General features: G+C 31.9%; 24 protein-coding genes and 1 pseudogene. 8 read left to right on the plus strand and 17 right to left on the minus strand.

Annotation, left to right across the window (positions count from 1 at the left end):
* Positions 1 to 294: 294 nt before the first annotated feature.
* The 11 genes from NST10_RS06795 to NST10_RS06845 form a co-directional block, all read right to left on the minus strand.
* Positions 295 to 792 carry a hypothetical protein gene (locus NST10_RS06795; protein WP_001164085.1) on the minus strand — a complete coding sequence of 166 codons (498 nt, stop codon included), beginning with the start codon at positions 790 to 792 and terminating at the stop codon, positions 295 to 297.
* A 115-nt stretch (positions 793 to 907) separates the two neighbouring features.
* Entirely contained in the window at positions 908 to 1,270 is a 363-nt protein-coding gene (gene dhaM, locus NST10_RS06800) for a dihydroxyacetone kinase phosphoryl donor subunit DhaM (RefSeq protein WP_001124164.1), read from the minus strand.
* Positions 1,263 to 1,847, minus strand: a complete 585-nt coding sequence (gene dhaL / locus NST10_RS06805; protein ID WP_339211991.1) for a dihydroxyacetone kinase subunit DhaL — start codon at positions 1,845 to 1,847, stop codon at positions 1,263 to 1,265. Before dhaL ends, dhaM begins: the two co-directional genes overlap by 8 nt.
* 41 nt (positions 1,848 to 1,888) lie before the next feature.
* Entirely contained in the window at positions 1,889 to 2,857 is a 969-nt protein-coding gene (gene dhaK, locus NST10_RS06810; RefSeq protein WP_000976252.1) for a dihydroxyacetone kinase subunit DhaK, read from the minus strand.
* A gap of 233 nt (positions 2,858 to 3,090) precedes the next feature.
* Positions 3,091 to 4,107, minus strand: a complete 1,017-nt coding sequence (locus NST10_RS06815) for an iron ABC transporter permease (RefSeq protein WP_339211995.1) — start codon at positions 4,105 to 4,107, stop codon at positions 3,091 to 3,093.
* The gene (locus NST10_RS06820) at positions 4,104 to 5,108 is read right to left on the minus strand and encodes an iron ABC transporter permease (protein WP_000184732.1); all 1,005 of its coding nucleotides are present in this window, start codon (positions 5,106 to 5,108) and stop codon (positions 4,104 to 4,106) included. The genes NST10_RS06815 and NST10_RS06820 overlap by 4 nt, the downstream gene beginning before the upstream one ends.
* Positions 5,109 to 5,143: 35 nt before the next feature.
* Positions 5,144 to 5,941: an ABC transporter ATP-binding protein gene (locus NST10_RS06825; RefSeq protein WP_001080809.1), complete on the minus strand. Its 798-nt coding sequence runs from the start codon at positions 5,939 to 5,941 to the stop codon at positions 5,144 to 5,146.
* A 281-nt stretch (positions 5,942 to 6,222) separates the two neighbouring features.
* Positions 6,223 to 7,056 (minus strand): YitT family protein, encoded by an 834-nt coding sequence (locus tag NST10_RS06830; protein WP_001044662.1) that lies wholly within the window; start codon positions 7,054 to 7,056, stop codon positions 6,223 to 6,225.
* Positions 7,057 to 7,233: 177 nt separating this feature from the next.
* Entirely contained in the window at positions 7,234 to 7,326 is a 93-nt protein-coding gene (locus NST10_RS06835; RefSeq protein WP_001788321.1) for a hypothetical protein, read from the minus strand.
* 254 nt (positions 7,327 to 7,580) lie between these two features.
* On the minus strand, positions 7,581 to 8,810 hold the full coding sequence (locus tag NST10_RS06840) for a NupC/NupG family nucleoside CNT transporter (protein ID WP_000479281.1): 1,230 nt from the start codon (positions 8,808 to 8,810) through the stop codon (positions 7,581 to 7,583).
* A gap of 358 nt (positions 8,811 to 9,168) precedes the next feature.
* Complete coding sequence (locus tag NST10_RS06845) at positions 9,169 to 10,896, minus strand: ABC transporter ATP-binding protein (protein WP_000817954.1); 1,728 nt, start codon at positions 10,894 to 10,896, stop codon at positions 9,169 to 9,171.
* Between the two features lie 420 nt (positions 10,897 to 11,316).
* Here NST10_RS06845 and pbp4 point away from each other — a divergent pair, with 420 nt between their 5' ends.
* Complete coding sequence (gene pbp4, locus NST10_RS06850) at positions 11,317 to 12,612, plus strand: penicillin-binding protein PBP4 (protein ID WP_000793055.1); 1,296 nt, start codon at positions 11,317 to 11,319, stop codon at positions 12,610 to 12,612.
* Positions 12,613 to 12,728: 116 nt separating this feature from the next.
* Here the strand turns inward: pbp4 and tagD are convergent, their stop codons facing one another.
* The 4 genes from tagD to tagG all read right to left on the minus strand — a co-directional run bounded on the left by tagD (position 12,729) and on the right by tagG (position 16,262).
* Positions 12,729 to 13,127 (minus strand): glycerol-3-phosphate cytidylyltransferase, encoded by a 399-nt coding sequence (gene tagD, locus NST10_RS06855; protein ID WP_000832260.1) that lies wholly within the window; start codon positions 13,125 to 13,127, stop codon positions 12,729 to 12,731.
* 62 nt (positions 13,128 to 13,189) lie between these two features.
* On the minus strand, positions 13,190 to 14,251 hold the full coding sequence (locus NST10_RS06860; protein WP_001241200.1) for a glycosyltransferase family A protein: 1,062 nt from the start codon (positions 14,249 to 14,251) through the stop codon (positions 13,190 to 13,192).
* The gene (gene tarB, locus NST10_RS06865) at positions 14,248 to 15,351 is read right to left on the minus strand and encodes a teichoic acid glycerol-phosphate primase TarB (RefSeq protein ID WP_001101591.1); all 1,104 of its coding nucleotides are present in this window, start codon (positions 15,349 to 15,351) and stop codon (positions 14,248 to 14,250) included. Before tarB ends, NST10_RS06860 begins: the two co-directional genes overlap by 4 nt.
* A 98-nt stretch (positions 15,352 to 15,449) precedes the next feature.
* Positions 15,450 to 16,262 carry a teichoic acids export ABC transporter permease subunit TagG gene (gene tagG, locus NST10_RS06870; protein WP_001273056.1) on the minus strand — a complete coding sequence of 271 codons (813 nt, stop codon included), beginning with the start codon at positions 16,260 to 16,262 and terminating at the stop codon, positions 15,450 to 15,452.
* 346 nt (positions 16,263 to 16,608) lie between these two features.
* Between tagG and tagH the strand changes: the two genes are divergently transcribed.
* The gene (gene tagH / locus NST10_RS06875) at positions 16,609 to 17,403 is read left to right on the plus strand and encodes a teichoic acids export ABC transporter ATP-binding subunit TagH (protein WP_001103232.1); all 795 of its coding nucleotides are present in this window, start codon (positions 16,609 to 16,611) and stop codon (positions 17,401 to 17,403) included.
* A 59-nt stretch (positions 17,404 to 17,462) separates the two neighbouring features.
* Here tagH and tarA read toward each other — a convergent pair whose 3' ends face one another.
* Positions 17,463 to 18,227 carry an N-acetylglucosaminyldiphosphoundecaprenol N-acetyl-beta-D-mannosaminyltransferase TarA gene (gene tarA / locus NST10_RS06880; protein WP_000215382.1) on the minus strand — a complete coding sequence of 255 codons (765 nt, stop codon included), beginning with the start codon at positions 18,225 to 18,227 and terminating at the stop codon, positions 17,463 to 17,465.
* A 235-nt stretch (positions 18,228 to 18,462) separates the two neighbouring features.
* On the opposite strand from tarA, the gene NST10_RS06885 reads away from it, so the two are divergent.
* Positions 18,463 to 19,215, plus strand: a complete 753-nt coding sequence (locus NST10_RS06885; RefSeq protein ID WP_001108545.1) for a M50 family metallopeptidase — start codon at positions 18,463 to 18,465, stop codon at positions 19,213 to 19,215.
* Positions 19,216 to 19,294: 79 nt separating this feature from the next.
* Here NST10_RS06885 and NST10_RS06890 read toward each other — a convergent pair whose 3' ends face one another.
* A complete protein-coding gene (locus NST10_RS06890) occupies positions 19,295 to 19,939 on the minus strand; it encodes a metal-dependent transcriptional regulator (protein ID WP_000954654.1) in 645 nt (214 codons plus the stop codon).
* A gap of 121 nt (positions 19,940 to 20,060) precedes the next feature.
* Here NST10_RS06890 and NST10_RS06895 point away from each other — a divergent pair, with 121 nt between their 5' ends.
* From NST10_RS06895 to NST10_RS06915, 5 genes and pseudogenes are all read left to right on the plus strand, one after another.
* Positions 20,061 to 20,804, plus strand: a complete 744-nt coding sequence (locus tag NST10_RS06895) for a metal ABC transporter ATP-binding protein (protein ID WP_000894458.1) — start codon at positions 20,061 to 20,063, stop codon at positions 20,802 to 20,804.
* Positions 20,798 to 21,634 carry a metal ABC transporter permease gene (locus NST10_RS06900; protein ID WP_000889252.1) on the plus strand — a complete coding sequence of 279 codons (837 nt, stop codon included), beginning with the start codon at positions 20,798 to 20,800 and terminating at the stop codon, positions 21,632 to 21,634. Before NST10_RS06895 ends, NST10_RS06900 begins: the two co-directional genes overlap by 7 nt.
* Positions 21,631 to 22,560 carry a metal ABC transporter substrate-binding protein gene (locus NST10_RS06905; RefSeq protein ID WP_000737654.1) on the plus strand — a complete coding sequence of 310 codons (930 nt, stop codon included), beginning with the start codon at positions 21,631 to 21,633 and terminating at the stop codon, positions 22,558 to 22,560. The genes NST10_RS06900 and NST10_RS06905 overlap by 4 nt, the downstream gene beginning before the upstream one ends.
* 1,098 nt (positions 22,561 to 23,658) lie before the next feature.
* A pseudogene (locus NST10_RS06910) lies at positions 23,659 to 24,207 on the plus strand (HAD family hydrolase); the annotation flags it as partial.
* Between the two features lie 3 nt (positions 24,208 to 24,210).
* On the plus strand, positions 24,211 to 25,359 hold the full coding sequence (locus NST10_RS06915; RefSeq protein ID WP_000065345.1) for an MFS transporter: 1,149 nt from the start codon (positions 24,211 to 24,213) through the stop codon (positions 25,357 to 25,359).
* The last annotated feature ends 18 nt before the right edge of the window (positions 25,360 to 25,377 follow it).

Below are 25,377 nucleotides of genomic sequence, written 5' to 3' on the forward strand. Positions count from 1 at the left end.
AATGCAGTCATACGAACTTTTTTATAGGAAAAATGATTAATAATTGTGCTTCTTGACTTACGTATTTTTAGTTAAGTTTCGAAAATACATATCAAAATTTCTCAGTTAAAAAGGTTTAAACTATCTATCGTATGTTCTTTATTAAAATGTATAAATTTATAAAATGTTGTATAAAAACCATTTGTGCACACAAGTTTACTTCGTTAGTTTTTAAGTATTAAAAAAGGCTGGAACATATGTCCCAACCCAACCAAATGTTAAAACTATTATTAAGCTAATATAATTGAAATGTAATTAACGTGCATTACGTTGGTGTAATTCATTTATATCAACAACAACGTTGTCCATACGTTTGGCAGTGTCTTTTAAGACGTTACGAGCAACATTATTATTAGGATCTAATTTTAAAATTTGCTTGGCGATATCAAAAGCCTTCTTATCTGAAATAACAGGTGTTGGTATCGCATGCAATAATAACATTTGTAACAAACTTTTAACTTCTTTGCCGTCAGTTAGTTTTATGGAAGCGTCTGCATGATAATAAGCAGAATCCAAAGCACCTTCATATTCACTTAGTGGATACACAAGCAATAAAAATGCTAAGTCATGCATTTCAGATGATTCTTCGTACTTAATCATATCTAAAATACATGTATAAAACATCATACTTTCTACTTCATGCGCACTTGAAATATATGCTTCTTCAAATTCCATAAAATCTGTTTCGGACATCAATTGTCGTACTAAATCAAACTCGCCATTCAATACATGTTTTTTTATAAGGTGTTGCATGGCAATGTCCTCCTATTTCTCCAGATTTTATTAAACATTTACATATATACTATCATATTTTTTATAAAGTTTCATTTGAAAAAGGTTTACATTTTTCATTATTAGTAAATTTTAACTAAAATGATTGTTTGATTTCTGCTAATGCATCATCAATTGAACCGCCAATTGACAGCTTTACTGCTGCGATAAAACTACCTTCAACAATTGGCGCATCAACTTTTAACACATGATGATTACCATCATACATTTCAATTGCCATATCTAAATTCATTTCTGAAGATCCAATATCGTAAAAACACAATGCATCATCATCTAATTTAGTCAAAGCTTCTTGGATGATATCAAATGAAGTTCCAATTGAACCATCTGGTAATCCCCCGATTGGTATAATATCAACGTCACCAGCCATTTGCTTTAACAAAGATTTTGTACCATTTGCAATTTCTTTACTGTGGCTAACAAGTATAATTTTAGGCATTATCTTCATCTCCAATCAAAGCGTTTAAAATATAAACCATGCTTTGAGCACCTGGATCTATATAACCTTTTGACTCTTCTCCAAAATATGCAGCTCTACCTTTCGTTGCTACCATATCTTTTGTATTATCTGCTAATTGCTGTAAATCATTAAATGTTAAAGTTTCACCATTTTTAAGCTTCTCTGCTGCTCGTGCTACTACATCATACATTGTCTTTTCATTTAAAGTAACTTTCCCACGTGATTCAATCGCTTCGGCAAATGCCTGAATTAGTTTAATAAAATCTTGATTATCCATATCATCTTTGGCGACTGCAGACATTTTAACAAAGCTAAAGCCATACAGTGGTCCTGATGCACCGCCAACATTTGACATCAATGCCATACCAGTAGATTTGAACAATGACTGCATTGAGCTATCATCAAGTTTGTCTTTAAGACTACTAAACCCACGAACCATGTTAACCCCATGGTCACCATCACCAATTGCTCGATCTAATTCAGTTAATTCAGATTCATGTTTTTTAAAAGTTTCTTCTAAATTTAATAAACGCGCTTTCATATCATTCACTTTCATTTGTGCCACCTCATAAATGTATATTTATTCATATTCACTGCTTATTTAAAGTATTGACTTGTTGTTGGTGCTAAAAATGCTTCCAGATATTCTGGTTTATTAGGCACGATAGTTATAGAAAAACCTTGCATGTCTAAAGATGTCATATAATCACCAACAAACCATTTAGCAACATTAACCGTTCTTGCAGCCAAATTTTGTTGAATATATTTAGTTACGATATTTAATTCAGATAACGGCGTACCACCCATACCATTTACCATTACTATGACTTCATTGGCAGTTACTTCTTTATACAATTCGTCTAATAATGTTCCAACAATATGATCAATATCCTTTACTTCTTCTCTATGAATACCTTTTTCACCATGTATACCAATACCGATTTCCATTTTGTCGTCTTCAATATCAAAGCCATATTTTCCAGTAGTTGGAACAAGCGGTGGCTCAATTGCCATACCAATACTTTTAATTTCAGGTAACAACGCTTCTACACGCGATTTAATCTCTGTTAATGAATGACCTTTTTCAGCAAGATAACCGGCAAGCTTATGAACAAACACTGTTCCTGCAACACCACGACGTTGTACTTCATTTGTCACAGCAATGTCGTCACGAACAATAACTGTTTCAACATTTATACCTTCCATTTCTGCAAGCTCTTGTGCCATTTCAAAATTCATCACGTCACCTGCATAGTTTTTCACAACTAGTAATACACCATCACCAGTATCTACTGCTTTAATAGCTTCTAATATTTTATCTGGTATAGGTGATGTAAATACTTCGCCACAAACCGCTGCATCTAGCATACCTTCAGCTACAAATCCAGCATGCGCAGGTTCATGTCCGCTTCCACCTCCAGAGACTATTGCTACACCTTGTTCTTTTTTAGCTTTTTTTACTATAACTGTATTAGCAATCAGATCTAACTCTGGATGCGCAATTAACATGCCCTCTATCATATCAGTTAAAAATGTTTCTTTCTTATTAATTAACTTTTTCATCATGTTGTACCTCCTTGGTATTGTCAGTCATAGTATAAAACAGAATAAATGAATGCGCTAACATAAAGAATTAACCTGATACCGTTATAAAATATATTTATGATAAGACAGTCTTGATAACTTAATGGTTCATTATTGAAAATGTAAATAGTCTTGAGTGACTCATTAAATAAAAAATGCTATGAAAAGCCATATAATAAAGTGCCTTTCATAGCAATAAGTTGTGTCCTTTGACACTATACATTTTTCGTTTTGTACATTAAATATAAGAAATACGGTGCGCCAATAATTGCTACGACTATACCTGCTGTAACCCCACCTGGTTGTAATATAATTTTGCCAATTGTATCAGCTATAACAAGTAAACATGCCCCTACTAAAATGGCAATTGGTAAAAACAACTGGTGACGTGGTCCAACGATACGTTTGGCAATATGCGGGCCCATTAATCCGATAAACGAAATTGAACCTGCTACTGCTACAGCAGCAGATGATAACATCACTGCGATAAAGAATAATATTAAACGTTCTCTGCTTAACCTTACACCTAGACCTCGTGCAATATTATCACCCGTATGAATAATATTTAGTGTATTCGATTTAAATAGTAAGTAAGGAATAATAATCAACACCCACGGTAAAAATGCAATGACAAATGGCCATTCGTCACCCCAAATATTACCTGCAAACCAAGCAGCGATGAAATCAGATTGCTTATCATCAAATTTTGACATAATTGTAATTGAGCCACCATATAATGCTGTTTGTAAACCTACACCTATTAATACCATACTCGCAGGTGTAACACCTTCATTTTTATTAAAACTGAAAATAAAAATAATCAATGCAGCGGTGATACCACCTAGTATACTTATTAACGGCAGTACATAAACAAAGTTGTCAGCATTAATTTTACCAATTGCAATAAATAATGCGATTGCAAATCCGCCACCTGCGTTAATACCTAATATACCTGGTTCAGCTATTGGATTTTTCGTGACACTTTGCACTATTGCACCACTAATACTAAGCGCTGCACCTGCCAAAATAGTAATCATCATCCGAGGTAATCTGAAATCTAATAAGATTAATTCATCAATGGCATCACCTTGTCCAATTAAAGTTTTGAAAAATCTTTCTACAGGTATGTTGTATTCACCTGAGGTAATACTCCAAGTACAACCTAGAAATAGTAGAATGCTAAAAACAGCCAGTGCTATCCATTGTCTGCGTTTATTATTTGAACTAATCATATTGAGCGTCCTCCTTTTTTAACTAAATATAAAAAGTAAGGAACACCGATAAATGAAATGATTGCACCAACAGGCGCTTCTCCTAAATATCGTGCTATCATATCAGCAACAAGCACGAGTATCCCACCTAACAAGGCTGTTAATGGTAGAATTTTAGCATAATCAGTTCCAATTAAAAACCTTGCTATATGAGGCACCATCAATCCTACAAATGCAACTTGTCCAGCGATAGCAACTGCTATACCTGCTAGAATCATAGCAATAATTAAACATATGCCTCTGATCATTGTTACATTTTGACCTAAACCTTTAGCTAATGATTCACCAAGATTTAAAATGGTAAGTTGTTTACTAATTGTTAATATAATGATTAACGCAATACTAATTAATGGAATTGCCCACTTAAGGTGTGACCATGTTGTGCCTGAAACGCCTCCAGCAGTCCAAAATGTTACTGTTTGATTTAACCTAAAAGCTAATGCAATACCTTGACTTAGCGCTGTTAACATAGCACTTACTGCTGCACCCGCTAAAATAATACGCATCGGATTAAATCCATCACGTCTAGATCGGCCTATCATTAATACAATAGCACCTCCTAGAATAGCACCTAAAAATCCAGCAAACATCAATATTAAAAATGAAGTGTTTGGTAAAACTGCATATGTTAATGCTAAAGCAAATGAAGCACCTGAATTTAAACCTATGAGCGCCGGATCAGCAAGACCATTACGAGTAACACCTTGTATAATCGCACCAGAAACTGCAAGCGCTATACCCACAATTACTGCTGCTATATTTCTCGGAATCCTAATCTCATTGATGATGTTTTGCTGTTGATTGCTAGGATTATAATTAAAAATAGCCTCTATAATTGTAGAGGCTTGAATTTTGGCGTCACCTATTAATGTAGAAATAAAAAGTGTGATTAGTAGTATCATACTTAAACCTATAATATAGGATAAAAACTTCAATGGCGTTGGATTCTCTCTATTTGTCATGTTAATTGTCCTTTTTATCATATTAACTTACTTAATTAAGAATAAGCTCTGCGACATAAGTCATAAGTTACCAGTAAAGGTTTTCCAGTTTTAGGATCTTTACTTAAAACAACATCAATATTGAAAACTTTTTCTAAAATTTCCTGTGTTAATACGTCTTCTGTTGAACCTGTAGCGATGATATCGCCTTCTTTCATCGCAATAAGATGATCTGAGAAACGAATCGCTTGGTTGATATCATGAAGAACCATGACAATTGTACAACCTTGTTCCTGATTTAGCTTCTGAACTAATTCTAGTATTTCTAATTGATGACAGATATCTAAATATGTGGTTGGTTCGTCTAAAAAGATAATATCAGTTCTTTGTGCTAATGCCATTGCAATCCAAACACGTTGTCTTTGACCACCACTTAAATCATTGATTGAGCGGTGTCGGAATGTATCAGTTCCTGTAACTTCCATTGCCCAATCAATTTCTTTCTTATCCTCAGCAGTTAATCTACCAAATCCTTTTTGATGTGGAAAACGACCATATGAAACTAATTCTCCAACAGTTAAGCCATCTGCTACTTCAGGTGATTGAGGTAAAATAGCTATTTTTTTTGCAATCTCTTTCGTAGATTGTGTATGAATATTTTCACCATCTAAAAATACTTCGCCTTCTTTAACTGCCAATAAACGTGACAATGCCTTTAGCAAAGTAGATTTCCCGCAGCCGTTAGGACCAATGATTGACGTCACTTTGCCATCTGGTATTTCAACATCTAATTTATTTATAATCGTGTTATCCCCGTAACCAATTTTAACTTGTTGTCCATGCAAACGATTCATAATTTCCCTACTTTCAATAAAATTCTTTCTGTTTATAAAAAATAATTTCTATTTTTAAATTATCAATTTTCAAAGGCATCCCAATTGATAATGATTATCATGAAAATCATTATAACATTTTTCAATCTTATTGACTAACATTACTTTTTAAATTGGATAGCTCGATTTGTCATGTCTTGTATATTACTTTTATAAAATAAAAAACGTCCACAGATAAGTCTTCATAATTCAAAAACTTGTCCGCGGACTTCTATTTAAGTATGTGTGCTCTTACCATTTATTTATTCATCTGCAAGAAAACCATTACCATAGACATCTCTTACATCATGAATTACGAGGAATGCATCTTTATCGATTTGTTTAATTAATCGCTTTGCTTTTGATACTTGTGTTTTAGAAATAACAACGTATAAGACATCTTTTTCTTCACGTGTATAATAGCCATGTCCGTTTAAAATGGTTAAACCTCTTCCAATTTGCTCGTCTATTGCTTTGGCAAGTTTGTCGGGATTAGTTGAAATAATCGTCATAGCTTTTTTAGTGTTTAAACCTTCTATGACATATTCCATCACTTTTGTTCCTATATAAAGTGATATTACTGTTACTAATACTTTATCAAGTGGAATAACTGTAAGTGAAATTGCAACAACGATCATATCAAAGAAAAGCAAAGCATATGGCGTGCTTACATCGAGGTATTTCGTTGCAATTCTCGCCAAAATTGTTGTACCTGCTGTTGTACCGCCTGCAAGGATAATTACTCCGATTCCTAGTCCAACGCTTACACCACCAAAAATGGCATTCACAATGCTGTTTCCAGTTTCTACTTGCCATGATTCTGTTAAACTCAGAAATATTGAAATAAGAATTGTTACAAGAATAGTTAAGTACATACTTCTCTTACTCAAAAATTTATAACCTATGGCAATCAATACTGCGTTGACCAAGAAGTTAGTGATGGCTGGTGAAATATGAAACGCATAATATAAAATAATTGCTAAACCTGTAACCCCACCTTCACCTAAGTTACCAGAAATAATAAATGCATTTACACCTGCAGCAAAGATAAATGAACCTAAGACAACTAGTATTAAATCTTTAACCGTTTTATTCACGAAACCATCCCCTTTATATATTTATTAGACTATAAAAATAGTAGCACAACAAAAATACTGTCACAACTCTATGGAAAGAGTTCTAACAAAGATTTACTATTTAACTAATTTATATGAAGAATAGCTTTCCCTAATAAATATCACTCACAATATAATAATTAAAAATATTCTGAATTTTTAATTTACTTTCATTTCATTGTCTGCTATAATGTTTTTAACTTCTTCAATAGAGAAGTTATCTCCTTTGTGTTGTTTATAATAACAAAACAAATTTTGCTCGAAGTACTATGACTGTACCTAGTCCTTACTGTCATATGTACAATAATATTCATTTCCCATAAAAGCCAAGTGTATTACCATGTGCACTTGGTTTTTATATTGCATCAATTTCGATAACTTTAAAAATATTTAAATATCTTTATATCAATAATAAAAAAGTCCAAGCATCTCACCTATATCAATAGACGACATGCCTGGACATCTTTTTTAGTTAAAATGTATTATCGTAGTCACTCTTCGACATATTACCATGCAAATAAACCAACGAAAGCTGCTGTTAATAATGAGACTAGGATACCTGATAATAGCATCATAGGCACATATTTAGATACAAAGTCTGATGTCTTTTTATCTACAATTCCTTTCAATGTACCGATAATCATACCAATCGTTGAGAAGTTTGCAAATGAAATTAAGAATGTTGTAATAACCGCACGATGGTGTGGTGTATAAGATGCAATATCTTTAGAAATTTCACCCATAACAACAAATTCATTTGTAACAATTTTCTTAGCCATTTGTTGTGCTACCAACCACGCTTCATCATAAGGTAAACCGAGTAATAGCGCAAATGGATACATAAACACACCTAAAATTTGGTTTAAACCGAAACTACCTTTTATGCCTATCCATCCTCCTATCAATCCTGTAATCAAATTGATAAAACGATCAAATAGATCAGCTAATGCTACAAAACTAATAACAAATGCGATGATGATTAATACTAATTTACCTGCTGCTAATACAGAATCTCCAAGGAATGAGAAGAATGGTTGACGTTCAACCTCATTGTTTTTAAGACTGTAAATAATATCTTCTTTCTCTTCAACACTTACTGGATTCAACAAGCATGACACAATAATCGCGTTAACGATATTTAGTGGAATTGCCGTTAGTACCAGTTCTCCTGGTACCATTTGTACATACGCACCTACAATAGCTCCCGATACAGAGCTCATTGACATCATTGCGATTGTTAATACACGCATTTCATTCATACGTTTTAGTTGCTCACTTGATACGGCTAATGCTTCAGTATTTCCTAAAAACATCATTTCAATCCCAAAGAATGACTCGAATTTAGGTTGTCTTGTTACTTTAGCTAGTAACCAACCAATACCTCCAATAATTTTCGGTAAAATATTAAAGTACATTAAGATATCAAATAATGGCACTATTAATAAAATTGGGAATAAGGCTGCAACAGCCATATCCATCATTTTAACATTTGTCAAACTTGCAAATGCAAAACCTGTACCAGCATGCGCTGACTGAACTACCCAAGCGATACCATTGGCTGCTCCTCTTACTGCTTTTTGCCCCCAATCAAAATAAATAAAGAACCATGCTAAAAACAGGTTTAAAACAACTAAGATCCCAATTGATTGCCATTGGATATTTTTGCGATCTCTTGAAAATAATACCGCAATACCAAGAAATACAATTAGACCAATAATGTTGATTAATAAAAACATTTGGCACCCACCTATGATTTAATTTTTTAAAAATTTAGAAACATTGAAATATCAAACTTCTGTACCGTGGACTCTAAAATCAGTTAAATTGCTATGTAAAATATGAAGAATTATGACTCGTGGCTACAGTATTTAATATATGTATGTTTGCTTATAACTTGTATTATACCATGAGCATTTTTTTCTTAAAATATCGATTTCATTAATTTAAGAATTATTATGTCGTAACTTCTCACATGATTTAAAATAGACAAAAGCTTGAAGCAATTTATTAACATCTATATCCATCAATGTGCCACATTTTAATTTTCTCGATGGTATATCTGTACTTGTTCCAAGCTTACTTATATATATAAATTTAATCTGTTAATTTTTGAGACACTACAAAGTTTTTATACTTCGCATGTGATGCCATCAGTTCTGAATGCGTACCTTTACCTGTTACCTGTCCTTTGTCTAAGAATATAATTTGACCGGCTTTTTTAATTGTAGACAAACGATGCGCAATGACAATCGTTGTTCTACCTTCCATCAATGTTTCTAAAGCTTCTTGAATTTTCAATTCACTTTCACTATCGAGATTAGCTGTTGCTTCATCAAGTAACAAAATATCAGGATTTTTAACAAAACTTCTAGCAATATCAATACGTTGACGTTGTCCGCCAGACAGTTTCAATCCTCGTTCACCTACAAGCGTGTCATATCCTTCATCAAATTGCATGATAAAATCATGACAGTTCGCTAATTTAGCATAATTAATAAGTTCTTCATCTGAAACATGGCGATTAATTCCGTATAAAATATTGTCTCTAATTGTACCACTCATCATCGAATTTGATTGCATAACATATCCAATTTTGCGTCGCCACTTAGATAACGGGATATCATAGACACTTTCAAGGCCATATTTAATATCACCTGACTCAATTTCATACATACGTTCTATCAGATTAAATATCGTACTTTTACCAGATCCAGAAGGACCTACAAAAGCACTCACTTGCCCTTGTGGGATTTGGAACGACACATCATCTAATATTTTCTTCACATCATATTTAAAGTCTACATGTTCAAATGACAACACACCGTCATCAATTAATACATTTTCAGAATCTTCAAGAGCTTCTGTCGGTTCAATAGGTTCTTGCATGATTTCGTATATTCTACTACTTGCACCGACTGCCTTTTTATAATCTGTAACTAACGTTGAAAGATTGATTAAAGGCATCGATAATTGAATAACATAAAATATCATTGCAATTAATGTACCTGCAGTGATTGCACCAGTCGCAATTTCTAATGCACCAAAACCTAAAATAATTGCAATTGTTAGCAACATAACAATACCTGAAATTGGTTGTACAACTGCCGCAATTTTAGCCTGTTTTAAACCTAATTTATATATTTCATTCAAATTTTTATGTGCATTATCTAATTCAAGTCGCTCTGTATTTGATATTTTAACAAGACGCATTTCAGTTAGGACACGCCCTAACAAACCACTAAAGTTTGCAATTTCAGATTGTGTACTTGTCGATATCTTTTGCATAATACGTCCTAGAGGAATCATAATTAAAACAAATATCGGTATCGTTATAAATGTTAATAATGTCATTTTCCAATCTAAAATAAATAACATGATTAGTGACCCAACTAATGTAACGATTGATGGTAATAAGTTAGGTAGCTTTTGTGAAATAAATTCATTTATCACTTTCGTATCGTCAGTTAATCGACTCATTAATTGACCACTTTCATTTTTGTCAAAGAATGGCATTTTTAATTGTATGATATGCTCCCATAAAACTGAGCGTATCGCATAAATAATTTTTTCACCAATTTTACTTAATAAATATAAACCTAATCCGCTTAATAAAGCATTGATGACAAAGATACCACCAAATAATGCGATTAGATTCCAATTGATATGACTCACGGAAAATTTATCTACAATTCGTCCAGTAAACAGTGGCACTAATAGTCCACTTAAGCTCCCTAGTGATGAAATAGTGATAGCTGCAACGATAAGACCCACTGGCCATGATAGTTTTTTAAATAAGAAAAACAATGGATTTTCTCGTTTCATAGTTTTACCTCTTCTGTTTGAAATTTATAGTTAATTCATTTAGATAGATACATGCATTTCTATCATATATTTTCTCCCAACAAAACTTTAAAAATCAAATAAAGTATTGCCCCAAAATACCGCTCATAACATTTATATGATAGAATATTTCTATTGCATTTTTTGTAATAACTTCTCAAAGTTTTTATATTAAAACATGATAATTAATCACTTTTGAGTAAGTTTGCTCTTCGTACAAACATTATAACACCTTTAGCTACGTACGTAATATATTTGCATTATTTTTCAAATAAACCGCAAGAAACTTAATTTTCAACAATTTAATTAAGGTGAAGTGAATTAGCAATGATTTCCGTAAGTAGGAATGACCATTGCTTTTAGGGAATATTTAAGAATTGGAAAAGGGAAGATTAACGCTTTATGAAAAATTTAATATCTATTATCATCATTTTATGTTTAACATTAAGTATTATGACACCATATGCACAAGCTGCTAACAGTGACGTAACCCCTGTACAAGCAGCAAATCAATATGGTTATGCAGGTTTGTCGGCTGCATACGAACCGACGAGTGCTGTTAATGTTAGTCAAACTGGACAATTACTGTATCAATACAATATCGATACTAAGTGGAATCCAGCGTCTATGACTAAATTAATGACAATGTACTTAACATTGGAAGCTGTAAATAAGGGGCAGCTTTCACTTGATGACACAGTCACAATGACGAACAAAGAATATATTATGTCTACACTACCTGAGTTGAGTAATACGAAACTATATCCTGGACAAGTATGGACAATCGCAGACCTATTACAAATTACAGTATCTAATTCTAGTAATGCCGCGGCATTAATTTTAGCTAAGAAGGTATCAAAAAACACCAGCGATTTCGTTGATTTAATGAATAACAAAGCTAAAGCTATCGGAATGAAAAATACACATTTCGTCAATCCAACGGGTGCTGAAAATTCAAGATTACGTACATTTGCACCAACAAAATATAAAGACCAAGAACGTACTGTAACGACTGCTAGAGACTACGCCATTTTAGATTTACACGTGATTAAAGAGACACCTAAAATATTAGACTTTACAAAGCAGTTAGCACCAACAACGCATGCAGTTACGTATTACACATTCAACTTTTCATTGGAAGGTGCAAAAATGAGTTTGCCTGGTACAGATGGTTTAAAAACTGGATCAAGTGATACAGCAAATTACAACCATACGATTACTACTAAACGAGGTAAATTTAGAATTAATCAAGTTATCATGGGTGCAGGAGACTATAAAAACCTTGGTGGCGAGAAGCAACGTAATATGATGGGGAATGCATTAATGGAACGTTCATTTGATCAGTATAAATATGTAAAAATATTGTCTAAAGGTGAGCAAAGGATAAATGGTAAGAAATATTATGTTGAAAATGATCTTTACGATGTTTTACCAAGTGATTTTAGTAAAAAAGATTATAAACTTGTAGTCGAAGATGGTAAAGTACACGCGGACTATCCAAGAGAATTTATTAATAAAGATTATGGACCTCCAACTGTAGAAGTTCATCAGCCAATTATCCAAAAGGCAAATACTGTTGCTAAAAGTATGTGGGAAGAACATCCATTATTCACTATCATTGGTGGTGCATGCCTAGTCGCTGGATTAGCACTAATTGTTCATATGATAATCAATCGTTTATTTAGAAAAAGAAAATAAAACATACTAAAAACGGACAAGTTGCACATTATAAAGCTGCGAAACTTGTCCGTTTTATATTTATTTTATAATAACCTACGTTAATTTATCGTTTAGTATCGATAGTTCTATATAATTTATTTAGCATCTTTACCATATAATTCTTGTTTGATTTTAGTCGTCGAAATGCCTTCTGTACGTTTTAAATAAATGACTTCACATTTATCCTTTAAGAAGTCGAATTCACCTTCCCAGTCATGTCCCATAACAAAAACATCTACATCAAATTTTTCGACATCGTCTTCTTTTTGTCCCCAGCCCTTTTCTGGAATGACTAAATCGACATAGCGTATTGATTCAAGCATCATTTTTCGTTGTTCATAATCATAATAAGATTTTTTATGTTTAATTTGATTAAATTCATCAGTTGATAATGCTACTATTAAATAATCGCCCATCTCTCTTGCACGACGAAGCAATTCGATATGACCATAGTGAAGTAAGTCATATGTGCCATATGTTATTACACGTTTCATTAAGTTATCCTCCTCATATTGTCACATCATAGGATTGCAGTTTATGGTCATCAATGTACACATTATCGTTTTAACATTGATTTTGTTCGATGTGCAAACTTTCTCCCTTTAAGTTGAATCAAGAATCTTTTATATGTCGGCCTATTAATGCCCACTTGAATTAATGTTTGTCGCCACAATTCGTATATTTCTCTATCCCAATTCTCACCATTAAATTCAACTGTATTTATAATGTCAAACATATTTTGTGATACATAATCAGAATGCTGCATAGACATAATATAGTCTTTTACAAGTTGAATTGTCGTGTGCGTTACTGCTGGGTGTTCATTCATATAATATTTTAATGAATTATTGAATAAAATACGATCAACCATATCACTATATAATAGCCTTTGTTCAGGTAATAGTAACATTTCCATGACTCGTTGTCTTATTTTCATAATTTCTGTGATATATCTTTTAAAATCTTCATTGTTACTTGTAGCATGTGTATCTATATCGTTATCTCCGACAATCATCTGTGAAACTAAATGTATATCTGTAGCTTTTTGCATCGCTTTGACAAGTATTTCGTGATTGTAAGTGTTAGCTAAAGTTACGTCACACTGTAATTCAGCAAATTTAGCACTGAATAACTTTCCGTCAAAAGACATCATTGATAACAAATCTGGTTGTTCCGTTAATGTAACGATTCGATTGTCTTTAATAAACTCATCAGCACTTTTCAATTTCCATTCACCATGGTAATTGTAAGCTCGCTGCCCTATTACCATATCAATATTATCATTATTTTTGAATGCTGCAGTTAGCCTATCTAATTTACCTGGCAATACGATTGATGTTGGATTTATGACCATAAATGCGTCACTATCATGTGGATCTGTCATTTTGATCTCCATCAAACCTTTATTAATACACGTAGCTATCGAAGCATTTTGTAATTGTATTAATGAAATATGCTTGAGTTCTCTTTGTAACCGTTCAATCATAGGAATTGTTTGATCAGTAGAACCACCATCAATACAAAGGATTCTATAGTGTTCTTTACTCTCAATAGAGATTAACAATTGTCGAATTGTTGCCTCATTATTACATGTAGGTATGATTATCGTAAGCCTCATTTTGTCACCATCTTATCTATATATTCTGTGAGCTGATGTAAACTTTTATCAGTATTATACTTATGCCAATCTTTAAATAATGGACTTAATAGATGTTCTTTTTCTTGTATCGTCATTATTAAATCCTCTTCAGTATACACTTTGTAGCTATCCGGTATTGCTTTGTAAAATTGATTCAGGCCTCTCACCTTATCATATGTTCCTTCATCATACACATAAAATATAGTTGGAATATCTAACAAGCTAGCTTCTATTGGCAGCGAACTATAGTCGCTAATAATTATATCTGACATTAACATTAATATAGACGTATCGATCGAAGATACATCATCAATGTCTGAATGTTCAATTGATGGATGTAGTTTATTAATCAGTGTATATCCTGGTAAACATTTTTCAAAATAAGCTTTATCAATAGCCCTATTATCTGCTTTATCTTCTCTATATGTTGGTACATATAATGCCAACTTATTTGTAATTCCATATTTATCCTTTAACTCTGCCTTAACCGTTGCTCTATCAGCTGTGTAATATTTATTAATTCTCGGAAGCCCAAAATACAACATTTGCTCTTCTGTTGCACCTAAAGACTGTTTAAAACATTGTGACATTTGTTCACAACCCACTAAGTAAAAATCTGTCGCTTGATAAACTTTACGGTACTGCTGAACCATTGCCTTGTCAGACACATCGACTTGATGATCTGTTAAGCCAAAGTTTTTTAACGCACCACTTGCATGCCACGTTTGAACAATGTGTTGATTAGAAGTCTTATTATATCCACCTAGTAATAGGTAATAATTATCGATAATAATCATCTGCGCGCTTTTCAAAGCCTTAATTTGTTTTACCAGTGTTCGATTAGTCATTTCTATCACATTAACATCGTCGCTAAGTTCAGATAAATAAGGCGCTTGTTTTGGTGTTGTTAAAACCGTTTTCTGATACAACGAATTATTTAATGCTTTGATGATAGGCTTAATATCTTCTGGAAAAGTCATCATAAATACGATATGCGGTTTATCAATCACTTGAGGCGTAATCATTTTAGAAAGTATTCGAACTACCAAATGATAAAATTTCTTTATTAAAACGTTCATAATACACCAACTTAATATGTTATTTACTTAAATTATAAACAAAAATGAACCCCACTTCCATTTATTAATGGTTAGCGGGGTTTCGTCATATAAATATATTACAAGAAGTCTGCAAATTGATCTCTATATTTCATGTGTAAGTACGCACCAATTGCAAAGAAAATGGCAACAATACCGAAATTGTATAACATTAATTTCCAATGATCCATGAAATACCATTCGTGATATAAAATTGCTGCACGGTATGATTCAGCAATAAAGTAAACTGGATTATATTTCATTATTTCATGAATTAAACCACTGATACCATGGTTCTTTGGTAGCCACAAAATTGGTGAAAAGTAAAATAATATTCTTAATATTGCTTGCATTAACATTTGTGTATCTCTAACTAACACACCGAGTGTTGATGTTAATAACGTCACCGAGGCAGTTAAGAAAAAACAAAACGGTACATATATCAATAATTGAATGATATGTATTGATGGATAAATACCCGTAAACATACATGCAATTATCACAAGTAAAAGTAAGCCTAAATGTCCATAAAATCTACTTGTCACAATATATGTCGGTATTATCGATAACGGGAAGTTCATTTTCGATACTTGATTAAACTTTTGTGTAATTGCTTTAGTACCTTCTAAAATACCTTGGTTGATGAAGAACCACATACTGATACCAACCAATAACCAATAAACAAAAGGTACACCATGAATTGGTGCATTACTTCTTATTCCTAATCCAAAAACCATCCAGTAAACCATAATTTGCATAACAGGGTTAATTAATTCCCATGCCACACCTAAATAGTTACTATGATTGATAATTTTAACTTGAAACTGAGCCAGTCTTTGAATTAAATAAAAGTTCTTTACATGTTCTTTAAAAACTGTTCCTATTGCTGACATTCCATTAAACCACACTTTCAAATGTTTAACTATTTCTCTACTTAACTAAATAGTATTATAATAATTGTTGTAAATACTATCACTATACATGGATGCTATCAAAATTATTGTCTAGTTCTTTAAAATATTAGTTTATTACAAATACATTATAGTATACAATCATGTAAGTTGAAATAAGTTTAGTTTTTAAATATCATTGTTATCATTGATGATTAACATTTTGTGTCAAAACACCAACTCTGATAATAACAAAATCTTCTATACACTTTACAACAGGTTTTAAAATTTAACAACTGTTGAGTAGTATATTATAATCTAGATAAATGTGAATAAGGAAGGTCTACAAATGAACGTTTCGGTAAACATTAAAAATGTAACAAAAGAATATCGTATTTATCGTACAAATAAAGAACGTATGAAAGATGCGCTCATTCCCAAACATAAAAACAAAACATTTTTCGCTTTAGATGACATTAGTTTAAAAGCATATGAAGGTGACGTCATAGGGCTTGTTGGCATCAATGGTTCCGGCAAATCAACGTTGAGCAATATCATTGGGGGTTCATTGTCGCCTACTGTTGGAAAAGTGGATCGTAATGGTGAAGTCAGCGTTATCGCAATTAGTGCTGGCTTGAGTGGACAACTTACAGGGATTGAAAATATCGAATTTAAAATGTTATGTATGGGCTTTAAGCGTAAAGAAATTAAAGCGATGACACCTAAGATTATTGAATTTAGTGAACTTGGTGAGTTTATCTATCAACCAGTTAAAAAGTATTCAAGTGGTATGCGTGCAAAACTTGGTTTTTCAATTAATATCACAGTTAATCCAGATATCTTAGTCATTGACGAAGCTTTATCTGTAGGTGACCAAACTTTTGCACAAAAATGTTTAGATAAAATTTACGAGTTTAAAGAGCAAAACAAAACCATCTTTTTCGTTAGTCATAACTTAGGCCAAGTGAGACAATTTTGTACTAAGATTGCTTGGATTGAAGGCGGAAAGTTAAAAGATTACGGTGAACTTGATGATGTATTACCTAAATATGAAGCTTTCCTAAACGATTTTAAAAAGAAATCCAAAGCCGAACAAAAAGAATTTAGAAACAAACTCGATGAGTCCCGCTTCGTTATTAAATAAACCGAAAAAACCGAGAATCTCCATTTAAGGATTTCCTCGGTTTTATTTTGTCATCATGACTATTTTGCCTTTTTTATTTTTCTTTTTGCTTTGGCTATTTTATACATAAATATAGGAATACTCTTTAATCTACCAATACGTTTCCAATCTATTAATGCTCTATATATCCATTCAATGTTTAATTTTCTAAAGATATAAGGCGCTCTCTTTTTAGCCCCAGCAAATACTTCAAGAGAACCACCTACGCCCATCATCACTTTAGATTCAAATTGATTTTCATGTGTCATAATCCATTCTTCTTGTTTAGGGAATCCCATACCTACAAATATGTAATCAGGTTTAAACAGTTCAATTCGTTTCACTACTGTCTCATCTTCTAAATCAATATAACCATGATGATGTGCAAACGATATGTTTGGATATCTTTGTTGCAATGCATATTGTGCCGCTTCTCCAACTTCATTAGTTGCCCCTAGCAAAAATACTTTTTGATGATTTACATGAGCAATTTTCAAACATTCATCCATCAACTCAATACCAGGTATACGATGCGCTAGAGGTTGCTTTAAACGATGCGAAGCTTTGACTACTCCTGTCCCATCAGCAACAATATAGCTCGCTTGATTTATTAACTCTAAATACGCTTGATGTGTCGTCGCGTAATTCACTATTTCAGGGTTGGCTGTTACTATAAAAAGATTATTCGTTGATTGATTTGCAAAAAAGGTTTTAATATTTTCAACCATTTGCAACATTGTTGTATTATCAAAATCGACCCCTAAAATGTCAACTTTGGCTGTATTGGATCTTTCTTCAACAGTCATAACAGGAATCTCCTATCTTATTTCATTATTATGTTAGTGTAATCAATATTAACAGTATTTATATTCATCCTATTTATATCGAAATGATTTTGCTTTATTTTAACACATATTCACCTTTTCAAAAATTAAAATTAGTTTAACTAAGGTAAGTCTAAAGTCTAACGCTATTGATGCCAATATCATTTATAATAAGTGATAAGCAAACTTTAAATTAATATCTTATATGAGGTTAACAATGAATTATTTATCCAACTTTTTTAATACGACAATTCAACTTAATATATACATTATCGTTATTGTTGCAGCTTGTTATATTGCTATTCATCAATATAGACATAAGCCTGTTTTGAACTATTTAGATGTCATTTTAAACTATATCCCTGTTTTAACACATGAATTTGGTCATGTACTGTTTAATAAACTCGCTGGTGGCCGTGCAAAAGATTTAGTCATTGTAACAAGCCCACGAGAGCGACAACAGACATTACAACAAGGATTCGCAATTACACAATCTAGACATCTAGCAGGCCAATGGCTTACAACGATTGGTGGTTATTTTATGCCACCTATTATGTTATTGATTGGTCTAGCGTCGAGCCATTATCAGATACCTAGTTTCTTTATATTTACCTATTTATTGATATTTATTTATTTTTTAATTTTAACATCTAGAAAAGGCTCACCCATTGTTGTTATAACTTTAATTTCTATCATGTTGTATTTTATATTAAAAGATGAAAATATAGTAGAAATTCAACTACTTGTCACAATGAGTTATCAATATATTTTAGGTGTATTATTAGGCGAAGTTCTACAATCTAGTTGGACGATTGCTAAATTGACTTTCCAGCGTCCGAGTCCACAGTGGGATGGTAGTGCACTTAAAGAACTCAGTCATGTACCTATCTTCATTTATAGTACAATCTGGATTATCTTCAATCTTTATGCAGTGAATATTTTACTCAAATATACTCACTTGATAAATTAACTAATAAAAAAGAAGCCTAAAGCAATTATCCATATGTCTTTATCAGTACAATCATGGATATCTTTATGGCTTCTTTATTTTATTTTTCAGCAAACATGTTCATTGCATTTTCGTAACTGACAATAATTACATTATCATTACGTTTGATGATAATTACTTTATTCATTTCATCTTTCGATACAATTTCCACTTCATTACCAATAGAGATATCTTTACTAGACAAATATATTAGCAAATCAGTCTTATCTCTCACACGTTTGATTGTAACGATATCACCAGGTTCATAATTCAAAATCGTTGTTATATATTTCTCTTTATATTCATTATTTCTAGGAATCACACCGCCGTGCGGGCAAGTTTCTGGGAAATTTAACAAGCTATCCAGCCTTTCAACAAATAAATCTGAAATTCGATGTTCTAAAATTTCTGCTTCTTGATGTACTTCTTCCCAATTATATTTCAATATTTCTATTAAAAATAATTCTAATAGTCGATGTCTCTTAATGATATCAAGCGTATGCGTTAAACCATCCTCTGTTAATCTAACACCTTTGTACGGTTTTGTTTCAACATAGCCTGCTTTTTCGAGACGTCCTACCATTTCACTTACAGATGGAGGCTTAATATTTAAAAATTGAGATAAGATTTTATTTGTCACAAAATTTTTATCGCCATTATTCGTAAGGATTGCCTTTAAATAGTCCTCTTTTTCTTCAGTTAACATACTTTCACCTCACATACATTGTCTATATTATATCACGAATTTACTTGACATGATAAATATTCTCAGTTTATTATACAATTAATTAGGTTAGCCTAAACTTTTAATTAGGAGGTATAAACGTTTGTTAGAAACAAAAGATTTAAATCTGTTTTTAGGTAATAAGCATGTACTTAAAAACATTTCCTTATCGATACCAGTACGCGGCGAAATAATTGGTATCATGGGCCCGAATGGTGCTGGTAAATCTTCCCTTATCAAGTCTTTAATTGGTGAATTTAATGCTACCGGTACTAAATTGTTACATAACAAACCTATACAACAACAACTGCAACATATTACATATATTCCACAAAAAGCACATATTGATTTAGATTTTCCTATAAGTGTGGAACAAGTGATTTTATCAGGTTGCTACAAAGAAATTGGATGGTTTAGACGACCTAATAAATCAGCAAGGGATAAACTCAAACAGTTATTAAGCGATTTAGAATTAGAATCTTTACGTCATCGACAAATTTCAGAATTAAGTGGTGGACAATTACAACGTGTGCTAGTAGCGAGAGCATTGATGTCCGAAAGTGAAGTTTATTTTCTAGATGAGCCGTTTGTCGGAATTGATTTTAGTAGTGAAAAATTAATCATGACAAAAATCGAGAACTTAAAACAACAAGGAAAACTTATTCTTATCATCCACCATGATTTATCAAAAGCAAAGCAATACTTTGATCGCATTATTCTATTAAATCAAACATTACGATACTTTGGTGATAGTGAAGAGGCTATGAGTGTCACTCGCTTAAACGAAACATTTATGAGTAGCACTGACTGTAGTGACCCTAGTCAAAGGAGCAATATAACATGTTAGAGTTTGTCGAACATTTATTTACATATCAATTCTTGAATCGAGCATTGATAACTTCAATTATTGTAGGGATAGTTTGTGGTACAGTTGGTAGTTTAATTGTATTACGTGGTCTTTCATTAATGGGAGATGCAATGAGTCACGCAGTATTACCTGGTGTTGCCCTATCATTCTTATTTGGTATTCCAATGTTTGTAGGCGCACTTATAACTGGTATGATCGCAAGTATTTTTATCGGTTATATCACATCTAGTAGTAAAACGAAACCTGACGCCGCTATTGGAATTAGTTTTACCGCTTTCTTAGCTTCGGGGATTATTATTATTAGCTTAATAAACACTACGACAGATTTGTACCATATTCTGTTTGGTAATTTACTGGCAATCACAAATAGTGCATTTTTAACAACTATAGTGATTGGTTCAATCGTCCTTATTCTAATCATTATTTTCTATCGTCCATTAATGATTTCTACATTCGATCCAACTTTTAGTAGAATGAGTGGTCTAAATACGACGTTATTACATTACTTTGTGATGTTGTTACTCTCATTAGTAACAGTAGCAAGTATTCAAACGGTAGGTATTATTCTTGTAGTTGCATTATTAATTACACCTGCATCTACAGCATTTTTAATTAGTAAAAAACTATACTCAATGATGATTATAGCAAGTTTAATAAGTGTCATAAGTTCAATTGTCGGACTTTATTACAGCTATATTTACAACATTCCTAGTGGTGCAACAATCGTACTTTGTACGTTTGTAATTTATATCATCACATTATTTTTCACAAAATTTACGAATAGAAAGAAACGAGGAAGTTTAACATGAAAAAATTAGTACCTTTATTATTAGCCTTATTACTTTTAGTTGCTGCATGTGGTACTGGTGGTAAACAAAGCAGTGATAAGTCAAATGGCAAACTAAAAGTAGTAACGACGAATTCAATTTTATATGATATGGCTAAAAATGTTGGTGGAGACAACGTCGATATTCATAGTATTGTACCTGTTGGTCAAGATCCTCATGAATATGAAGTTAAACCTAAAGATATTAAAAAGTTAACTGACGCTGACGTTATTTTATACAACGGATTAAATTTAGAGACTGGTAACGGTTGGTTTGAAAAAGCCTTAGAACAGGCTGGTAAATCATTAAAAGATAAAAAAGTTATCGCAGTATCAAAAGATGTTAAACCTATCTATTTAAACGGTGAAGAAGGCAACAAAGATAAACAAGATCCACACGCATGGTTAAGTTTAGATAACGGTATTAAATACGTAAAAACAATTCAACAAACATTTATCGATAACGACAAAAAACATAAAGCAGATTATGAAAAGCAAGGTAACAAATACATTGCTCAATTGGAAAAATTAAATAACGACAGTAAAGACAAATTTAATGACATTCCAAAAGAACAACGTGCCATGATTACAAGTGAAGGTGCCTTCAAGTACTTCTCAAAACAATACGGTATTACACCAGGTTATATTTGGGAAATTAACACTGAAAAACAAGGTACACCAGAACAAATGAGACAAGCTATTGAGTTTGTTAAAAAGCACAAATTAAAACACTTATTAGTAGAAACAAGTGTTGATAAGAAAGCAATGGAAAGTTTATCTGAAGAAACGAAGAAAGATATCTTTGGTGAAGTGTACACAGATTCAATCGGTAAAGAAGGCACTAAAGGTGACTCTTACTACAAAATGATGAAATCAAATATTGAAACTGTACACGGAAGCATGAAATAACACGCTGTGTTTTAATGAAGTAAGATGAATTGATGTTGATGCAACCTAAAATATTGGTATCTCCAATATTTTAGGCCACACATCAACATAACAAAGTCGAAGGCTAATAGTCCCATATCGTGCGTTAAATATATATTACCCTCCTATTAATATATATACCGTTCCCGATCGCACGATATGGTGGTATTAGAACTTCTCTTTGAGCGAAAGAGAAAAGCTAGAAGTTCTTATGCAGTTTTAATTAAACTATAAACATTTGTCACTCTTTAAATCAAAGAGTAAAGTTAAAAGCTTTATGTGTTTTTAATTAAACTGTCGTTCCCTTCATCTCTTTTAACCACAGAGATGCGTTAGAAGTTCTTCTAATACAATTTATACAACGCCATTCCCTACACACTCTTATAAAAGAGATTCACGCGCGTCAATAAATTGTATTACATACTAACTAAAAAGCTTTTCTTAATCGTACTAACGAAGTTAGAGGTTCTTATGCGATTGGACAACTGTTCTCCCTACTAGACTTTTAGCATAGCTGGTTAAAAGTACTATTACAGATTGTTCAATTGTATGCCCCTTTCCTTTGAACGGAATATTAAAAGCTATGTGCAGTAACTTTTAATAGGCATACCACTTTTGCATCAAGCTATAAATAATCGCATACTTTGATATTTAATCTGGCCTATCAAAGTAAACATCTATGGTTTCCTCCCCCCATAGATCCTTAAGCCACACTCATCCGATGTCATATGAGTGTGGCTATTTTTTGTGAATGCACTTATCTTCATCTTTAAATGACTTCGATTAATCTATCTCCTCCAATTTTTAAAACTTATTTCAATTAAATCTCAAATGTTAACAACACCTTCAAATCCCTTTAATTAAGTTTACATAAAATTAATTTGCAATATTTAATTAATTTATATAGAATATAAATTAATCGATACTATTTTGAGGTGATAAAATGTTGCTTTTGCAAAGTGAAATAAAAAATTCTAAGAACTCACATGCATAGTTAGAAGCTGAAATCAACACTTCTCAAGAAGTAATTCAATCTCAAGGTTTTCCCTGTGTTTTTGGTGTACATGGCCACAAAAAAGAGGTTTGAATATACCTAGCGATGAACAAATAGAATATTATATGGGTATTCCGATTGAAAAATCTTTTAATTTAATGAGTGATTTTAAGCTAAATGACAAAGAACTCACCGAACTAATGACATTGTTTAGAGAAAATTATAAAGAAACTGAAGCAAAACATTTAAAAATATATGACGGAATGCAAGAACAGCTCAAAACACTTCATCAAAACCATAAGTTATTCGTTGTTTCTAGTAAAAAAACAAATGTATTAGAAAGAAATCTTTCTAAATTAGGTGTTGATAATCTATTTGTTGAAGTAATTGGTTCAGATAAAGTAACGAATTATAAACCTTCTCCTGATGGAATTATATATATATTACAAAAATATGACTTACATAACAAAGACACTATATATGTTGGAGATGCTGTTTTTGATATTAAAATGGCTAAAAATGCCAATATTGATTCTTGTGCTGTAACTTGGGGAAGTCATAGTATTGAAGTATTAAACACTGAAAATCCAAATTTTATAATTAATAATGTTAAAGAACTTAATTTTGAGGAGTAAGATATGTCAAATATTAAAATTGTAACTTTGATTGGCTTTTTCACAATGTTTATTGTTGGTGTTTCAGACTTAATTGTTGTAGGAATGTTAAATGAAATGAGTAAAGAATTTCATGTAAGTAATGCTTTAATAGGTCAGTTGGTAACATTGTATGCTGTTGCTTTTTCAATTCTAAGCCCTCTCTTAACAAAGGTAACTAGTCAAATTAATGACAAAAAATTATTAGTATCCTGTTTAATACTTTTTATTATTTTCAGCATGCTTACAACTGTAATGACCAATTATTTCTTTCTATGTATTGTTAGAATCTTTATGGCGGGCATCGCTTCATTAATCACTGTAAAATTAATGTCTACTGGAGCAAATATTGTTCCAGTAGAATACAAAGCATCAGTTATCGCTAACATATACGTAGGCTTTAGTGCAGCAAATATACTTGGTATACCCATAGGTACATTAATTGCTTCCCATTACAATTGGAAGATTCCGTTTTATATCATTGCGATTATCACTTTTTTATGTCTACTAGGTATTATGTTATTTATCCCGAATAAATCACATTATAGTATTAATAATCATTCTAAATACCAATTAGTAAATTTCAGAGGCACATTAATCATGTTGGGCTTTTTATTAATCATGATGATATCTAATAGCATGTTATTTACATATATAGAGCCTTTAGTAAAAAGTAAAGGTCATAGCATCTGGATAGTAAGTTTGTGTTTATTTTTCTCAGGTATTGCAGGTGTTTTAGGTTCAAAATTAGGAAATAATTTAACTGAAAAGAAAGGCTATAGGATTGCTGGAAATATCATTATAATTGTCTATATTATTTCTATTATGAGCATCTTATTGACTGGACAAAATGTCATACTTTTAATTTTATCTATATTTACATGGAATTTATTTCATTGGGGAACAAATCCAACAGTTCAATATGCTTTACTTAAATTTTTAAAAGGCGATCCAAGTCAAATATTGAGCTATGATATTTCAATATTAAATTTAGGAATCGGATTAGGATCATTAATTGGTGGTATATTATTTTCTATCGATAATCAGTTCAACTTATCAATTGTTGTTGCTATGATATTAGCAATGGTTTCATCTATATTATTAAAAACAGCTGTTCATACAGAGAAAAATTAAAACTATCTATTCAATTCC

Origin of the sequence: Staphylococcus sp. FSL W8-0305, from assembly GCF_037966415.1 — a bacterium.
In the GTDB taxonomy this organism is placed as follows: domain Bacteria; phylum Bacillota; class Bacilli; order Staphylococcales; family Staphylococcaceae; genus Staphylococcus; species Staphylococcus aureus.

Bases quoted from the DNA above. Each gene is read 5' to 3' on its own strand.
- NST10_RS06795 (WP_001164085.1), bottom strand. From the start codon at position 792: ATGCAACACCTTATAAAAAAACATGTATTGAATGGCGAGTTTGATTTA.
- dhaM (WP_001124164.1), bottom strand. From the start codon at position 1,270: ATGCCTAAAATTATACTTGTTAGCCACAGTAAAGAAATTGCAAATGGT.
- dhaL (WP_339211991.1), bottom strand. From the start codon at position 1,847: ATGAAAGTGAATGATATGAAAGCGCGTTTATTAAATTTAGAAGAAACT.
- dhaK (WP_000976252.1), bottom strand. From the start codon at position 2,857: ATGATGAAAAAGTTAATTAATAAGAAAGAAACATTTTTAACTGATATG.
- NST10_RS06815 (WP_339211995.1), bottom strand. From the start codon at position 4,107: ATGATTAGTTCAAATAATAAACGCAGACAATGGATAGCACTGGCTGTT.
- NST10_RS06820 (WP_000184732.1), bottom strand. From the start codon at position 5,108: ATGACAAATAGAGAGAATCCAACGCCATTGAAGTTTTTATCCTATATT.
- NST10_RS06825 (WP_001080809.1), bottom strand. From the start codon at position 5,941: ATGAATCGTTTGCATGGACAACAAGTTAAAATTGGTTACGGGGATAAC.
- NST10_RS06840 (WP_000479281.1), bottom strand. From the start codon at position 8,810: ATGTTTTTATTAATCAACATTATTGGTCTAATTGTATTTCTTGGTATT.
- NST10_RS06845 (WP_000817954.1), bottom strand. From the start codon at position 10,896: ATGAAACGAGAAAATCCATTGTTTTTCTTATTTAAAAAACTATCATGG.
- pbp4 (WP_000793055.1), top strand. From the start codon at position 11,317: ATGAAAAATTTAATATCTATTATCATCATTTTATGTTTAACATTAAGT.
- tagD (WP_000832260.1), bottom strand. From the start codon at position 13,127: ATGAAACGTGTAATAACATATGGCACATATGACTTACTTCACTATGGT.
- NST10_RS06860 (WP_001241200.1), bottom strand. From the start codon at position 14,251: ATGAGGCTTACGATAATCATACCTACATGTAATAATGAGGCAACAATT.
- tarB (WP_001101591.1), bottom strand. From the start codon at position 15,351: ATGAACGTTTTAATAAAGAAATTTTATCATTTGGTAGTTCGAATACTT.
- tagG (WP_001273056.1), bottom strand. From the start codon at position 16,262: ATGTCAGCAATAGGAACAGTTTTTAAAGAACATGTAAAGAACTTTTAT.
- tagH (WP_001103232.1), top strand. From the start codon at position 16,609: ATGAACGTTTCGGTAAACATTAAAAATGTAACAAAAGAATATCGTATT.
- tarA (WP_000215382.1), bottom strand. From the start codon at position 18,227: ATGACTGTTGAAGAAAGATCCAATACAGCCAAAGTTGACATTTTAGGG.
- NST10_RS06885 (WP_001108545.1), top strand. From the start codon at position 18,463: ATGAATTATTTATCCAACTTTTTTAATACGACAATTCAACTTAATATA.
- NST10_RS06890 (WP_000954654.1), bottom strand. From the start codon at position 19,939: ATGTTAACTGAAGAAAAAGAGGACTATTTAAAGGCAATCCTTACGAAT.
- NST10_RS06900 (WP_000889252.1), top strand. From the start codon at position 20,798: ATGTTAGAGTTTGTCGAACATTTATTTACATATCAATTCTTGAATCGA.
- NST10_RS06905 (WP_000737654.1), top strand. From the start codon at position 21,631: ATGAAAAAATTAGTACCTTTATTATTAGCCTTATTACTTTTAGTTGCT.
- NST10_RS06915 (WP_000065345.1), top strand. From the start codon at position 24,211: ATGTCAAATATTAAAATTGTAACTTTGATTGGCTTTTTCACAATGTTT.